The following is a 15672-nucleotide window of genomic DNA, read 5'->3' as shown; positions in this document are numbered from 1 at the left end:
ATGCCGCCCATCATTACATCGATGAAATGGAGGATGCAAGACCCATCTGAGACCGGTCACGGAACTGTCGCCCTGTTGCCCGGGGTATCGGGGTCAGGAGCCCGGAGCCCAGCCTCGCGGGCTCGCAGCGGTGCTCTCGCGCACGACGAGGCGGTGCGGAACGGTGATCGAGCGGGGCGTGCCCGTGGGGTCCGCGATCCGCTCCGCCAGGAGGTCGACGGCGGAGGCGGCGAAGATGCTGCGGTCGATCTGCACGGTCGACAGTGCTGGCTCGGTGAAACGGGAGAGTTCGACGTCGTCGAAGCCGGTCACCAGCACGTCCTCGGGCACGCGGATGCCGCGGCTGTGCAGCACGTGCAGGGCGCCCGTCGCGAGGGAGTCGGTGAAGCCGAGCACGGCGTCGAACGGCACCCCGCGGGAGAGCAGCTCGTTGGTGGCCTCCGCGCCGCCGGAGATGGTCCAGTCGCCGTGGTTGACGGTCAACCGGGGGTCGGCGGGAAAGCCTGCCTCCGCCAGCGCCTGGCGTACGCCCTGCAACCGGAGCCGGCTGGTCGCGGTCGCGATCGCGTGCTGATCATCGCCGCCGACGACGGCGATCCGCCGGGCACCGCGTTCGATCACATGCCGCGTCATCGCTGCGGCGCCCGCCACGCTGTCGATCCCGACGTGGTCGGCGAGCTGCTGTTCGACCTCGCCGATCAGGACGACGGGCAGCTGCCGGTCCTCGTCGGTGAGTGCGCTGTCCTCCAACCGGATGGGGTTCAGGATCAGGCCGTCGACGAGGTGCGCGCGGGCCCGGGAGAGCAGCTCGCGCTCGCGCCGCGGCTCGGATCCGGTCTGCTCGACCTGCACGGCGAAGCCCTTCAGCCGGGCGGCCTGGACGATGTGGTCGAGCAGTTCGGCGGAGAACGAGGTCGCCAGGTAGGGCAGCGCGAGCGCGATCACTCCGGAACGGCCGTTGCGCAGACTGCGGGCGCTCAGGTTGGGGACGAAGTCGAGTTTGCGCATCGCGTCCTCGACCCGCTCCCGCGTGTCCTCGCGCACGAACACCGTGCCGGTGACCACGTTCGACACGGTCTTCGCGGAGACGCCGGCCAGCGACGCGACGTCGCGCATCGTCGCCCGCGTGCTCCCTGCCATGCGCTCAGCCTAAGCCCGGGCCTCGCGTCCCGCCGCCCCTCGGCGTTCTATCGATGTAACCCGGTTCTATGATGTGGCGATGAGCATCGGGACGAACTGGGCCGGGAACCTGCACTACGGCGCCGTGGCGATCGAACGACCGCGCAGCCGTGAGGAGCTGCACGAGATCCTCTCGACGCCGGGGTCGTTGCGCCCGCTCGGCTCCCGGCACAGCTTCAACACGATCGCCGACACGACGGGCACGCTCATCGACCTCTCGGCGATGCCGCAGGAGGTCGTGCAGGTCGCGCCCGACGCCGTGCGCGTGCCCGGAGGCTCGCGCTACGGCGAACTCGGCGCAGAGCTTCAGCGCCGCGGACTGGCGCTGCCGAACCTCGCGTCGTTGCCGCACATCTCCGTCGCGGGCGCGGTGTCCACCGGGACGCACGGATCGGGCGATGCGATCGGATCCCTCGCCGCGGCCGTGCGGTCGCTCACGCTCGCGGGGCCCGACGGCGAACGCACCCTGCGTCGCGGCGATGACGACTTCGACGGGGCGGTCGTCTCGCTCGGCGCGCTCGGAGTGATCGCCGAGCTCGAACTCGACGTGGAGCCGGCGTACGACGTCGCCCAGACCGTGCACGAGGGGCCGGCGTGGGACGCGCTGCTGGCCGAGTTCGACCGGGTCACCGCGCTCGGGACGAGTGTCAGCATCTTCAGCCGCTGGACCGATCGCGATCGCGCGGACCAGCTCTGGATCAAGAACCGGGTCGGCGGCGTCGCCCTCGACGAGGCCCTGCTGGCCCAGCTGGGGACGACGCCCGCCGTCGTGCGACGGCATCCCATCCTCGGCGCTCCGGCGGAGGCCTGCACCCCGCAGCTCGGCGAGCCCGGCCCCTGGCACGAGCGGCTGCCCCACTTCCAGCTGGGCTTCACGCCATCGGCGGGCGAGGAGCTGCAGAGCGAGTACCTGGTGCCGCGACGCGACGCGGTGCGCGCGATCGAGGCGATCCGCGGGCTCGCCGACCGGATCGCGCCGCTGCTGCTCGTGAACGAGGTGCGCACGGTCGCCGCCGACGACCTCTGGCTGAGTTCGTCGTACGGGGAGGGCGCGGTCGGACTGCACTTCACCTGGCGCCGGGACCAGCCCGCGGTCGAGGCGCTGCTGCCGGCGATCGAGGCGGCGTTGCCCGAGAGCGCCCGTCCGCACTGGGGCAAGCTCGCCGCGCTCGAGCCGGCGGAGATCCGCCGCCGCATCCCGCGGTGGGGCGACTTCGTTGCGCTCGCGGGGCGGATGGATCCGGCCGGCCGATTCCGGAACGCGTATCTGGAGCGGCTCGGCCTGTAGCGCCGTATCGGGTCTTCCGTCGACGGGTTCAGGTCGCACTCTCGGCTCTTCCGGCAGTCTCGGAACAGCGGAAAGGGCGACCTGGACGGAGGCGGGGCCGGAGCGCGGGGGTGCGCGACCCGTACACTCGCAGGCGTGAGTGAGTCGAAGCCGCAGCGCGCCGTCGGAGTGCGGGAGGTCGCCGCGCTCGCGGGGGTCTCGCGGCAGACCGTGTCGCGCGTGCTCAACGATCACCCGGACGTCGCGCCCGACACGCACGCTCGCGTCGTGGCAGCGATGGATGAGCTGGGCTACCGCATGAACAACGCCGCGCGCGCGCTCGGCACGCACCGCACGCGCACGATCGGCGTGCTCGCCTCGGACGCGCTGCAGTACGGCCCGTCGCGCAGCATGGCCGCGATCGAGGCGTCGGCGCGCGAGGCCGGGTACTGGATCACCGCGGCGTTCGCCGACTCCGGCGACGAGGCCTCCGTCCGCGACGCGATCGAGCACCTGCGCGCGCAGGCCGTGGACGGGATGATCGTGTTCGCGCCGCATGCGCGCACCCTCGAGGTGCTCGACGCGCTGCGCATCGGGACCCCCGTCGTGATCCTGCACGCCGCCGAGCGCGCCGACTTCTCCGTCGATCAGCGGGCCGGCGCACGCCTCGCCGTGGCGACTCTGGCCGACGCCGGACATGAGCGGATCGCACACCTCGCGGGCCCGACGGATTGGCTGGAAGCCGAGGCGCGCGCGGCCGGCTTCGCCCAGGAGCTCGCCGCCCGCGGCCTGCCCGTCGGGGCGGTCTTCGCGGGCGACTGGAGTCCGCGCTCCGGCCACGAGGCCGCGGCGGACGTGATCGCCTCCGGTGCGACTGCCGTCTTCGCCGCGAACGACCAGATGGCGCTCGGCTTGATCGGCGGTCTGCGTGCGGCCGGCGTGGATGTGCCGGCGCAGATCAGCATCGTCGGCTTCGACGACGTGCCGGAGGCGGCGTACGCCTGGCCGCCGCTCACGACCGTGCGGCAGGACTTCGAGGAGCTCGCACGGCGCGCTGTCGCGCGCGTCATCGCCCGGGGTGGGCCCGGCACGGGTGCCGCCGATGACGATGCGGCCTCGGGATCCGCCGCAGACGCGACGGATCCGATCGCGCCGGTCCTCGTCGCCCGTGACTCGATCGTCCCGCCGTCGGCCTAGCAGCCGGATCTTCACGAGACCAGGCCTGCCGTTCGGGTCGCAGTCTGTCCTCTTGCGGGCACGCTCGTGCAGCCGGAAGCGCGATCTGAGCGGGAGAGGCTCGGAATTGCAGCGTGTTCTTCCCCGGACGCGCGGCGGTCGGTGAGGCACGCGTCGGGCTCTTGACGGCTTGCGGTGAGTGGTGTCACACTTGCCCGTGACCGGTCACAGTCGCCCAGGAGAACCTCGGGCGGGCCCGAGAGGATCCGAATGACCACCTTCTCCGCGGAGATCGAGCAGGCGATCGCCACCGTGCGCGCCGACGTGGCGCGGCTGCACTCCGAGCTCGTGCGCTACGACCTGGTGGTCTGGACCGGCGGCAACGTGTCCGGTCGCGTCCGGCTCTCCGAAGACGGCAGTCACGACCTCTTCGTGATCAAGCCCTCCGGGGTCGGCTACGACGACCTCGCACCGGAGAACATGATCCTCTGCGACCTCGACGGCGCCCCGATCCCCGGCGCCCCCGGCGTCGATCGCGCCCCCTCCAGCGACACCGCCGCGCACGCTTACGTCTACCGGAACATGCCCGAGGTCGGCGGCGTGGTGCACACCCACTCCGACTACGCCGTGGCCTGGGCGGCACGCGGTGAGGAGATCCCCTGCGTGATCACCGCGATGGCCGACGAGTTCGGCGGGCCGATCCCGGTCGGCCCGTTCGCGATCATCGGCGACGACTCGATCGGCCGCGGGATCGTTCAGACTCTGCGTGGGCACCGCAGCCGTGCGGTGCTCATGCAGAACCACGGCCCGTTCACGATCGGCGTCGATGCGAAGGACGCGGTCAAGGCCGCTGTCATGGTCGAGGACGTCGCGCGCACGGTGCACCTCGCACGGCAGGCGGGCCCGCTCATCCCGATCCCGCAGGAGGCGATCGACCGCCTCTACAGCCGGTACCAGAACGTGTACGGCCAGAACTCGGACGCCCGGCGATGAGCGCGCGCGACGACATCCTCGCCGGCCGGACGAGCCTGGGCATCGAGTTCGGATCCACCCGGATCAAGGCGTGCCTGATCGGATCCGATCCCACCGTCGTGCTCGCCACCGGATCCTCGGCATGGGAGAACCGACTCGAGGGCGGCTTGTGGACCTATGACCTGGACGAGGTCTGGGCGGGGCTTCAGGAGGCCTACGCGACGCTCGTCGCCGACGTGCACGACCGCTACGGCGTGCGCCCGACGACGATCGGCGCGCTCGGGGTCTCCGCCATGATGCACGGCTACCTGGCGTTCGACGCCGCGGGAGACCTGCTCGTGCCGTTCCGCACCTGGCGCAATACGAACACGTCGGTCGCGGCGGCCGAGCTCACGGACCTGCTCGACGTGAACATCCCGCTGCGCTGGTCGATCGCGCACCTGCACCAGGCGGTGCTCGACGACGAGGAGCACGTGGCGCGCATCGCGGGCGTGAACACGCTCGCCGGGTATGTGCATGAGCGGCTGACCGGTCGCCGCGTGCTCGGCGTCGGCGACGCCTCGGGCATGTTCCCGATCGACTCGGCGACCGGCGACTACGACGCGGCCATGGTCGCCGCGTACGACGCGCTCGCCGCGGGCCGGCTGCCGGCGCCTCTCACGGCGCTGCTGCCGCATGTGCTCACCGCGGGTGCCGACGCGGGCGCGCTCACCGAGACGGGGGCGATGCTGCTGGACCCGTCCGGGTCCCTCGGGGCCGGCATCCCGCTCTGCCCGCCCGAGGGCGACGCCGGCACCGGCATGGTCGCCACCAACGCGGTCTCCCCGCGCACGGGCAACGTCTCCGCCGGCACGAGCATCTTCGCCATGGTCGTGCTCGAGCGCCCGCTCGCAGGACGCCATCACGAGATCGACCTCGTCACGACGCCCTCCGGTGACGCCGTCGCGATGGTGCACTGCAACAACGGAGCCAGTGAGCTGGCGGCGTGGGCCGGGCTGTTCGCCCGCTTCGCCGCGGCTGCCGGGGCTCCCGTCAGCGACGACATCGCGTTCGCGGCCCTGTTCCGCGAGGCGCTCGCGGGCGAGGCCGACGCGGGTGGATTGCTCGCCTACAACCACCTCGCGGGGGAGCCGATCGCCGGGCTGGCCGAGGGCCGACCGCTCGTGGTGCGCACCCCCGGCAGCGCGTTCACCCTGGCGAACTTCATGCGGGCGCAGCTCTACGGTGTGTTCGGCACGCTGGCGCTCGGCATGCGGACTCTCGCCGCGGAGGGCGTGCAGCTCGATCGGATGTATGCCCACGGCGGCATGTTCCGCACGGCGGGCGTGGCGCAGCGCTTCCTCGCCGGTGCCCTGGGCGCGCCCGTCGCTGTGGGCGAGGCGGCGTCCGAAGGGGGAGCGTGGGGGATCGCGGTGCTCGCGTCGTACCTCGCGCACGCCGGCGAACGGAGCCTCGGCGACTATCTCGACGGCCGAGTGTTCGCTGCAGCAGCCATCACCGTGGCGGATCCGCTTCCCGACGACGTTGCCGGATTCTCCGCCTACCTCGACCGCTACCGCACCGGCCTCGCCATCGAGGCCGTCGCGGTCGCCTCCCTCTGAACCGCCCACGACTCGAACGACGATCACCCGGATCCCCGGATCCGGATCCTGAGAACGAAAGAGCTCCGATGACCCGCACCCCGCTCACCACCTCGCTCGACGGCTATGAGGTCTGGTTCCTCACCGGCAGCCAGCACCTGTACGGCCCCGAGACGCTCGCGCAGGTCGCCGAGCAGTCGCAGCAGATCGCGCGGATCCTCGACGAGGCCGGCGACGTGCCCGTGCGGATCGTATGGAAACCGGTGCTCACGGACTCGGCCGCGATCAAGCGCACCGCGCTCGAGGCCAACGCCGATGAGAAGGTCATCGGCCTGATCGCGTGGATGCACACGTTCAGCCCGGCGAAGATGTGGATCGCGGGCCTCGACGCGCTGCAGAAGCCGCTCGCGCACCTGCACACCCAGGCCAACGTCGAGCTGCCCTGGGCCGACATCGACTTCGACTTCATGAACCTGAACCAGGCCGCGCACGGCGACCGCGAGTTCGGCTACATCCAGACCCGTCTCGGCGTGCCGCGCAAGACGATCGTCGGCCACGCCTCCGATCCGCGGGTGCAGCGCGAGCTCGGCACCTGGCAGCGGGCGGCGGCGGGCCTCGCCGCCTCGCGCGACCTCCGGCTCGCCCGCTTCGGCGACAACATGCGCTTCGTCGCCGTGACCGAGGGTGACAAGACCGAGGCCGAGCTGCGTTTCGGCGTGCAGGTGAACACCTGGGGCGTGAACGAGCTCGTCGACGCGGTCGCCGCGGCGAGCGAGGCCGACATCGACGCCCTCGTCGCCGAGTACGAGGAGTTGTACGAGGTCGCTCCCGAGCTGCGGCGCGGAGGCGAGCGGCATCAGTCGCTGCGCGACGGGGCGGCGATCGAGCTGGGTCTGCGCTCGTTCCTCGAGGAGGGCGGGTTCAGCGCGTTCACGACCTCGTTCGAGGACCTCGGCGCGCTGAAGCAGCTCCCGGGGCTCGCCGTGCAGCGGCTCATGGCAGAGGGGTACGGCTTCGGCGCGGAGGGCGACTGGAAGACCGCCGTGCTCGTGCGGATCGCCAACGTCATGGGCGCGGGGCTGCCCGGAGGCGCCAGCCTCATGGAGGACTACACCTACGACATGACCCCCGGTGACGAGCTCATCCTCGGCGCGCACATGCTCGAGGTGTCGCCCTCGCTGACCACGCAGAAGCCCACGCTCGAGATCCACCCGCTCGGCATCGGCGGCAAAGACGACCCGGTGCGCCTCGTCTTCACCGCGGATCCCGGATCCGCCGTCGTCGTCGCTCTCAGCGACATGCGCGATCGATTCCGGCTCACCGCGAACGTCGTCGAGAACGTCGAGCCGCGCGATGCGCTGCCGAAGCTGCCCGTCGGTCGCGCCGTGTGGAGGCCGCAGCCGGACTTCACGACCTCGGCGGCCGCGTGGCTGAGGGCGGGCGCCGCGCACCACACGGTGATGTCGACGGCCGTGGGCATCGACGCGTTCCGCGACTTCGCCGAGATGGCCGAGGTCGAGCTGCTGGTGATCGACGACAGCACCACGCTGGGCGAGTTCCAGAAGCAGGTGCGCTGGAACCAGGCTTACTACCGGCTCGCCCAGGGGCTGTGACGTGACACATCAGCGTGGCGGACTCGCAGTGGAGCCGATGACCTGCACGCCCGATGCGTTCGACCCCGGGGCCGGTTCGTCGTGCTGGGACCCGGCGCCGTGCATGCCGTGAGCTGGCGCATCCACGCGCTGTGACCGCCTCCTCGTTGCGGCGCCCGCGACCCTGAGTCCGGCCGGGAACGCGGGCAGTTCTGCCCATCGAACTGCGTCGGGCCGCTCGGTAGTCTGAAGCCATGGCCACAGAGGGGGAACCGCCGCAGGGCGGGCATGAGCTCGATTTCGGATCCGGGTCGAAGGATCCGACCCCGCCGCCGGTGCCACCGGTGCCGACCGAGGGCGAGGCGGGGAACCCCGCGTCCGCTTCACCGGTCGTTCCGGAGCAGGTGCCGCCTGCGCCGGAACAGGCATTCCCGCCGCCGGGGCAGCCTTCCCCGGTGCAGCCTTATGGCGTCCAGCCGGGCCAGCCGGGCCAGCCGTACGCCGCCCAGCCCGCCCAGCCGTACCCCGGGCAGCCCGCCCAGCCGCATACGGGACAGCAGGGCCAGCCCTATGCCGGACAGCCGTATGGCGCGCAGCCCGGACAGCCGTATGGCGCGCAGCCTACCCAGCCGTACCCGGGCCAGGCCGCCCAGCCGTACTCCGGTCAGCCGTACGGCGCGCAGCCGGGTCAGGCCGCGCAGCCTGGACAGCCGTATGGCGCGCAGCCCACCCAGCCGTACCCCGGCCAGCCGTACGGCGCGCAGCCCACCCAGCCGTACCCGGGGCAGGGCGACGGCACCCAGCCGCCGAAGAAGTCGTCGAAGGGGCTGCTCTGGGGCCTGATCGGCGGCGGTGCCGCCCTGTTGATCGTGGCGATCCTGGTGGTGGCCTTGCTCGTGGTGCCCGCGCTCACCCGATCCTCGGTGACCGCCGCCGATACCGTGAAGGCCTATCTGACCGCCGTGTCCAAGGGCGATGCGAAGGCCGCGCTGGGCTACCTCGAGAGCGTGCCAGACAAGAAGCTGCTCACCGATCCGGTGCTGAAGGCCTCCGAGAAGCTCGGCGGCGTCAGCCACATCTCGGTGAAGAAGGGCGGGGAGAGCAAGTACTCGGCCACCGTCGCCGCGTCGTTCGAGGTGGGCGGACGCACGGTGTCCACGACCTACGAGGCGTACAAGGACAAGGACACCTGGAAGATCGCGAACGGCGTGACGCCGATCTCACTGGACAGCCTGCGCGGCCTCGACGCGACGTTCAACGGTGTGCCCACGGCTGACATCACCGATGCGTACGTGTTCCCCGGGACCTACGAGATCGCACTGGATTCGAAGTACTTCTCGATCGACGGCGACTCGACCTTCGCCATCGCGTCCTACGACGACGCGTCCGCGCTGTACGACGTGCGCACGAAGCTCAACGATGCCGGCGTCTCCGAGTTCCGCTCGCTGGTGCGCTCCTCGGTCGAGGCGTGCGTGGCGATGAAGACGCTGTCGACGCCCTGCGGCATGGACATCACCGCGATCGACCTCTCCGGCGCGAGCCCGGTGGAGGGCACGGTCACCCGCACGCTCACCGCGGACGGCAGCGCGAAGCTCGATGCGCTGCAGCCGGAGAGCAACGGATCCTCGCCGACGGTCGTGTCCGCCTACGACTACATCAGCGTCGACATGCAGCTGCAGGGCAGTGACGGTCAGACCTACACCGTCACGTTCGGCGGATCCCTCGGCACCCCGACCGTGGACTTCGGCAAGGCCGCACCGCAGGTCACCTGGGAGTGACCGGCGCCTGAGGCCCGCGAAACGAGGGGACCCCCGCCGACCCGATTCGGCGGGGGTCCTGCGGTTCGTGACCGCCGGGAGCCCGTGCGAGAAAGCCGGGCGGATCCCATCGTGCGCGGGGAGACGAGCACCCGATCCGGTCAGCGTCTGCGGCCCGCGCAGCATCCGTTGTACGTGCCGAAGGTGACCGGCAGGTGAACTCGCTGTCAGGTGTCGATGAATTACATGGAACACCTTCTAACTACATGGGTGGCCATGTAATCTGGAGCCAGCGTCGACGACGATGCAGAACCAGGAGCACACGATGGTCCGCGACATCACCCATTTCATCGGAGGATCAGAGATCCCCGGCAGCCCGGAAGTGAACGGAGGGCGCTGGGGCGAGGTCTTCGATCCGTCGACCGGGGCCGTGCAGGCGCGCGTGCCGCTCGCGAGCGCGCACGAGGTGCGCGCGGCGATCGCCGATGCGGAGGCGGCTCAGCCGGAATGGGCGGCGACCAACCCGCAGAAGCGGGCGCGGGTGCTCATGCGCTTCCTCGAACTGATCCGCGATGAGATGGACGACCTCGCCGCCCTGCTCTCCAGCGAGCACGGCAAGACGCTGGACGACGCCAAGGGCGACATCCAGCGCGGCGTCGAGGTGATCGAGTTCTGCGTCGGCGCCCCGCACCTGCTGAAGGGGGAGTACTCCACAGGTGTCGGCACCGGCATCGACGTGTACTCGCTGCGCCAGCCGCTCGGCGTGGTCGCCGGCATCACCCCGTTCAACTTCCCCGCGATGATCCCGCTGTGGCAGATGGGCCCGGCGATCGCCGCGGGCAACGCCTTCATCCTCAAGCCGAGCGAGCGCGACCCCTCGGTGCCCGTCCGGATCGCCGAGCTGTTCCTAAAGGCGGGCCTGCCGGCAGGGATCCTCAACGTCGTGCACGGCGACAAGGAGGCCGTCGACGTGCTGCTCACGGACGAGCGGGTGCGCGCGATCGGCTTCGTCGGATCCACCCCGATCGCGGAGTACATCTACTCGACCGCGAACGCGCACGGCAAGCGCGCCCAGTGCTTCGGCGGGGCGAAGAACCACCTCGTCGTCATGCCCGACGCCGACCTGGATCAGGCCGCGGACGCCCTCATCGGCGCCGGCTACGGCTCGGCGGGGGAGCGCTGCATGGCGATCTCGGTCGCCGTGCCGGTCGGCGAGGAGACCGCTGACGCGCTCGCCGCGAAGCTCGCCGAGCGGGTGGCCGCCCTCAAGGTCGGGCCCTCGCTCGAACCCGGCATGGACTACGGCCCGCTCGTGAACCGCGCCGCGGTCGAGCGCGTGACCGATTACATCCAGCAGGGCATCGATGCCGGCGCGGAGCTGCTCGCCGACGGGCGCGGCTTCTCCGTCGCGGGTCACGAGGAGGGGTTCTACCTCGGCCCGACCCTGTTCGATCGCGTCACGACGGACATGTCGATCTACCGTGAGGAGATCTTCGGACCGGTGCTCGTGATCGCCCGCGCGGCGGACTACGAGGAGGCGCTGCGCATGGCTTCCGAGCATGAGTTCGGCAACGGCGTCGGCATCTTCACGCGCGACGGCGACGCGGCTCGTGACTTCGTGGCCCGCGTCAACGTGGGCATGGTCGGCGTGAACGTGCCGATCCCCGTGCCGATCGCGTACTTCACCTTCGGCGGGTGGAAGCGCAGCGGCTTCGGAGACCTCAATCAGCACGGCGCCGACGCCTTCCGTTTCTACACGAAAACCAAGACCGTGACCTCGCGATGGCCGGCGGCAGGCGTCCGGGAAGGCGCCAGCTTCGTCATCCCGACCATGCACTGACCCCGCCGCACGCAGCAGGAACACCAGAAGGACACGACATGACCACCGTCGCCACCCCGATCACGATGACCAGCGAAGAGCGCGCCGCCATCCTCGGCGCCGTGCGCGAGTTCGCCGAGACCGAGCTCGCCCCGTTCGCCTCCGAGCGCGACGAGAAGCACCTGTTCCCGCGCGACACCCTGGTGCGCGCCGGCGAGCTGGGCCTCGGCGGCATCTACGCGCGAGAGGAGTCTGGCGGCACCGGGCTCGAGCGCGTCGACACCGTCGCGATCTTCGAGGAGCTCGCGAAGGGCGATCCGACCATCGCCGCCTACATCTCGATCCACAACATGGTCGTCTGGATGATCGACAGCTATGGCACGGACGCGCAGCTCGCGCGCTGGATGCCCGAGCTCACCACCATGGAGGGGCTGGGCAGCTACTGCCTCACCGAGCCGGGGGCGGGATCCGACGCCGCGGCGCTCGCCACGAGTGCGACCCGCGACGGCGACGAGTACGTGCTGACCGGCGTGAAGCAGTTCATCTCGGGCGCCGGCGAGGCCGCCGTCTACATCGTGATGGCGCGCACCGGTGCCCCCGGCGCGCGCGGCATCTCCGCCTTCCTCGTGCCGGGAGACTCCGCGGGCCTCAGCTTCGGCGCGCCGGAGAAGAAGATGGGTTGGCATGCCCAGCCCACGCGTCAGGTGATCCTCGACGGCGTGCGTGTTCCGGCGACGAACATGCTCGGATCCGAGGGGCAGGGCTTCGCGATCGCGATGAGCGCGCTCAACGGCGGTCGCCTCAACATCGCGGCCTGCTCGATCGGCGGCGCGCAGTGGGCGCTGGATCGCGCCGTGCAGTACGTGCACGAGCGCGAGGCGTTCGGCGAGCCCCTCGCCGAGAAGCAGTCCATCCTGTTCGCCGTCGCCGACATGCGCACGGATCTGCAGGCCGCGCGGCTCATGGTGCGCGACGGCGCGCAGGCCGTCGACGAGAAGGCGCCGGACGCGACGATGCGCTGCGCGATGGCCAAGCGCTTCGCGACCGACGCTGGCTTCGACGTCGCGAACAAGGCCCTTCAGCTGCACGGCGGGTACGGGTACCTTCAGGACTACGGGATCGAGAAGGTCGTCCGCGATCTGCGGGTGCATCAGATCCTGGAAGGGACGAACGAGATCATGAGACTCATCGTCGGACGCGAGATGCTGCGCCCCTCCGGATCCGCCTCCATGCGGGCCGCATCATGACGCGCATCGCGTTCCTCGGACTCGGCCACATGGGCCTGCCGATGGCGAAGAACCTGCTCGCCGCCGGGCACGAGGTGATCGGCTTCGACGTGGTGTCCGCCGCCGTCGACGCCGCCGCGGCCGCAGGGCTGCCGGTCGCGCAGTTCGGCGTGGACGCCGTCGCCGGCGCCGAGGTCGTCATCACGATGTTCCCCGCAGGCAAGCACGTGATCGCCGCCTATCAGGACGAACTGCTGGGCGCGGCCGACCCCGGCACGCTGTTCATCGAGAGCTCGACGATCGCGGTCGACGAGGCGCGCGTCGCGCACGCCCTGGCGATCGAGGCGGGCCACCGCAACATCGATGCGCCCGTGTCGGGTGGCGTGGTGGGGGCCGAGAACGGCACGCTCGCCTTCATGGTGGGCGGCTCGGACGAGGACTTCGCCGCCGCGCTCCCGCTGCTCGAGGCGATGGGCAAGCGCATCGTGCACTGCGGCGGGCCCGGGCTCGGGCAGGCCGCGAAGGTGTGCAACAACATGATCCTCGGCATCTCGCAGATCGCCGTGGCCGAGGCGTTCGTGCTCGGCGAGCGACTGGGGCTGGAGCACCAGGCGCTGTTCGACGTGGTGTCGCAGGCGTCGGGCCAGTGCTGGTCGATCACGACGAACTGTCCCGTGCCCGGCCCGGTGCCGACCAGCCCCGCCAACCGCGACTACCAGCCGGGATTCGCGGGCGCACTCATGGCGAAGGACCTGGGACTCGCGCTGCAGGCGATCGAAGGCACGGGCACGGACGCCCAGATGGGCCGGCTCGCGCAGCAGATCTACGCGGCGTTCGCGGCGGGCCCGGGCGCCGGTCGCGACTTCTCCGGCATCATCACCGACATCCGCGACGCGTCCTGATCGGATCCGCGTCGTCATCGGATCCGGGTCGCGTCGTCATCGGATCCGCGTCGCGTCGCTATCGGATGCGCGTCACGTGTTCCCCTCCCCTCCGCGTCTTTCCCTCCCCGGACAGGCGCCGTCCCGGGGAGGGGAAGACGCAGGGCGGAGGGAAACGGGGCGGAAGCGCGGTCCGTAGCGACACGGACACCGTGCGTTCACCGACATCGGGGATACTGGAAGCGCCACGAAGGTGCGGCGAAAGGATGACCATGGCCACGAGCGAGTACGAGACGATCCTCACGGAACAGCGCGGACGAGTCGGCTGGATCACCCTGAATCGGCCGCAGGCGCTCAACGCGCTGAACTCGCAGGTCGCCGACGAGGTCACCGCCGCCGCCACCGCCTTCGACGCGGACTCCGGGGTCGGGGCGATCGTCGTCACCGGATCCGAGAAGGCCTTCGCCGCGGGCGCCGACATCAAGGAGATGGAGGCGATGTCCGCCGCGGAGATCACCGCGACCGACCACTTCGGTGTGTGGCGCGACTTCGCCGCCGTGCGCACTCCCGTGATCGCCGCCGTCAGTGGCTTCGCCCTCGGCGGCGGCTGCGAGCTCGCCATGATGTGCGACATCATCCTCGCCGCGGACAACGCCAAGTTCGGCCAGCCCGAGGTGAACCTCGGAGTGATCCCCGGCATGGGCGGCACGCAGCGGCTCATCCGCGCGGTCGGGTACTACAAGGCTGCGGAGCTGGTGCTGTCCGGGCGGATCATCGGCGCCGAGGAGGCGGAACGGGCCGGGCTGGTCTCTCGCGTCGTGCCGACGTCCGAACTGCTCGCCGAGGCCTCGACGCTCGCCGAGACGATCGCGTCGAAGTCGCTGCCCTCGATCATCGCCGCGAAGGCGACGCTCGACGCCGCCATGGAGACCACGCTCGCGGTCGGACTCGACATCGAGCGCGAGGCCTTCGCGTCGCTGTTCGACACGGCCGACCAGAAGGAGGGCATGGCCGCCTTCCGCGAGAAGCGCCCGCCGCAGTTCGAGAACCGGTGATCGTCGTGTCCGACATCCATTCGCTCGGATCCTTCCCGGATCGGTCCCGCGCGGGCGCATCCGGGCGCGAGGAGGCCTCGAACGTGGTGCCGCTCTTCGCCGACGGCGCGTTGCCGGACATCGAGGATCTGCGTCTCTCCGAGGATGACAGACGCGAGCTGGTCGGCTGGACCATCGCCTGCGCCGAGCGGTTGCTGCCGCTGTTCCAGGCGGAGCGCCCCGACGACGACCGTCCGAGGGAGGCGCTCGCCGCCGCGGAGGCGTTCCTGCGTGGCGAGCTCGACATCGATGCGGTGCGGGAGAAGGCGTTCGCCTGCCACGAAGCCGCTCGCCAGGCGCAGGATCCGAGCGCCGTCGCCGCCGCGCGCGTGTGCGGGCAGGCGGTGGCCGTCGCGCACCTCGCCGGGCACAGCCGGCAGGTGCCGCGGCACACGGCCCGCGCGTTCCCCGGCGACCGCTCCCGCCGCGACGAGGAACTCGCCTGGCAGCGCATGAGCATCCCGGCGCGCTTCGACGCCTACGTGTACGACGGCGACTGAGCCCGCTGAGACTCCGGGTCAGTCCTCCGAGAGAGCAGGCCGAATCGGGCATCCCGCTCCCATTCGCTGGTCCCGTATCGCCCCTTCCGTGTCTGCGAAGGGGCGATACGGGACCAGCGAGCGACCTGGAAGGGGGTCACGCCGTTCGCCGGGGTGACTCGTCGCCGAGGCGAGAGCTCGTTCAGCCGCGCAGCTCGTCCAGGGCCTTGGCGATGCGGCGGTCGCGGGTCGCCTCCTGCTTGGCGTCGGCGACCGACACGGCGATCTCCTTGCGACGGGTGAAGCTGAGTGCATCGTAGGCGGCGGTGAGACCGGCGTCGGCGAGGGCAGACGCCAGGGCGTCGGGCACGTCGACCGTGCGCTCCGCGGCGTCCGGAGCGATCACCGCATCGAACTCTTCGCCGAGCTCGATGCCCATCGCGGCGCGGTTCGCCTTGCTGAAGCCGATGAGGTTCTTGCCGCCCATGCGTGCCAGACGCAGGCGTGCGGTGTTCTGCCCGATCGTCACCGCGACCGGGAAGGCCTTCGCGCTGCTGATCTCGGCGACCTGCGCGTCGGTGAGGACGATGGCACCCGCCGGTCCCATGGGCTCGAGGACGGTGCGGATCCGGAGTTCGCTCATGCCGGCC

General features: G+C 70.9%; 13 protein-coding genes. 11 read left to right on the top strand and 2 right to left on the bottom strand.

The features are described 5' to 3' along the window. Window positions 1-93: 93 nt before the first annotated feature. Window positions 94-1140 carry a LacI family DNA-binding transcriptional regulator gene (locus tag LXM50_RS10435; protein ID WP_233311254.1) on the bottom strand — a complete coding sequence of 349 codons (1047 nt, stop codon included), beginning with the start codon at window positions 1138-1140 and terminating at the stop codon, window positions 94-96. 79 nt (window positions 1141-1219) lie between these two features. On the opposite strand from LXM50_RS10435, the gene LXM50_RS10430 reads away from it, so the two are divergent. The 11 genes from LXM50_RS10430 to LXM50_RS10380 all read left to right on the top strand — a co-directional run bounded on the left by LXM50_RS10430 (window position 1220) and on the right by LXM50_RS10380 (window position 15043). After that, entirely contained in the window at window positions 1220-2467 is a 1248-nt protein-coding gene (locus tag LXM50_RS10430) for an FAD-binding protein (protein WP_233311253.1), read from the top strand. Window positions 2468-2602: 135 nt separating this feature from the next. After that, a complete protein-coding gene (locus LXM50_RS10425; RefSeq protein WP_233311252.1) occupies window positions 2603-3643 on the top strand; it encodes a LacI family DNA-binding transcriptional regulator in 1041 nt (346 codons plus the stop codon). Window positions 3644-3892: 249 nt separating this feature from the next. Continuing rightward, on the top strand, window positions 3893-4615 hold the full coding sequence (locus LXM50_RS10420; protein WP_233311251.1) for an L-ribulose-5-phosphate 4-epimerase: 723 nt from the start codon (window positions 3893-3895) through the stop codon (window positions 4613-4615). Continuing rightward, a complete protein-coding gene (locus tag LXM50_RS10415; RefSeq protein WP_233311250.1) occupies window positions 4612-6195 on the top strand; it encodes a xylulokinase in 1584 nt (527 codons plus the stop codon). The genes LXM50_RS10420 and LXM50_RS10415 overlap by 4 nt, the downstream gene beginning before the upstream one ends. A gap of 68 nt (window positions 6196-6263) precedes the next feature. After that, on the top strand, window positions 6264-7787 hold the full coding sequence (araA, locus tag LXM50_RS10410) for an L-arabinose isomerase (RefSeq protein WP_233311249.1): 1524 nt from the start codon (window positions 6264-6266) through the stop codon (window positions 7785-7787). Window positions 7788-8020: 233 nt separating this feature from the next. Continuing rightward, window positions 8021-9544, top strand: coding sequence for a hypothetical protein (locus LXM50_RS10405; RefSeq protein WP_233311248.1), 1524 nt, complete (start codon window positions 8021-8023; stop codon window positions 9542-9544). Between the two features lie 304 nt (window positions 9545-9848). After that, window positions 9849-11363 carry a CoA-acylating methylmalonate-semialdehyde dehydrogenase gene (locus tag LXM50_RS10400; RefSeq protein ID WP_233311247.1) on the top strand — a complete coding sequence of 505 codons (1515 nt, stop codon included), beginning with the start codon at window positions 9849-9851 and terminating at the stop codon, window positions 11361-11363. Window positions 11364-11401: 38 nt separating this feature from the next. After that, window positions 11402-12589: an acyl-CoA dehydrogenase family protein gene (locus LXM50_RS10395; protein ID WP_233311246.1), complete on the top strand. Its 1188-nt coding sequence runs from the start codon at window positions 11402-11404 to the stop codon at window positions 12587-12589. After that, window positions 12586-13470, top strand: a complete 885-nt coding sequence (mmsB, locus tag LXM50_RS10390; RefSeq protein WP_233311245.1) for a 3-hydroxyisobutyrate dehydrogenase — start codon at window positions 12586-12588, stop codon at window positions 13468-13470. The genes LXM50_RS10395 and mmsB overlap by 4 nt, the downstream gene beginning before the upstream one ends. Window positions 13471-13721: 251 nt before the next feature. Further along, complete coding sequence (locus LXM50_RS10385) at window positions 13722-14504, top strand: enoyl-CoA hydratase-related protein (protein ID WP_374107823.1); 783 nt, start codon at window positions 13722-13724, stop codon at window positions 14502-14504. Between the two features lie 5 nt (window positions 14505-14509). Further along, the gene (locus LXM50_RS10380) at window positions 14510-15043 is read left to right on the top strand and encodes a putative immunity protein (protein WP_233311243.1); all 534 of its coding nucleotides are present in this window, start codon (window positions 14510-14512) and stop codon (window positions 15041-15043) included. 181 nt (window positions 15044-15224) lie between these two features. Here the strand turns inward: LXM50_RS10380 and LXM50_RS10375 are convergent, their stop codons facing one another. Further along, window positions 15225-15665 carry a YdeI/OmpD-associated family protein gene (locus LXM50_RS10375; RefSeq protein ID WP_233311242.1) on the bottom strand — a complete coding sequence of 147 codons (441 nt, stop codon included), beginning with the start codon at window positions 15663-15665 and terminating at the stop codon, window positions 15225-15227. Window positions 15666-15672: the final 7 nt, after the last annotated feature.

The sequence above is a fragment of the Microbacterium sp. Au-Mic1 genome, assembly GCF_021341785.1.
Taxonomy (GTDB): Bacteria; Actinomycetota; Actinomycetes; order Actinomycetales; family Microbacteriaceae; genus Microbacterium.
Note: the sequence above shows the minus strand (reverse complement) of the source record. Positions and strands in the feature narration are given on the sequence as shown.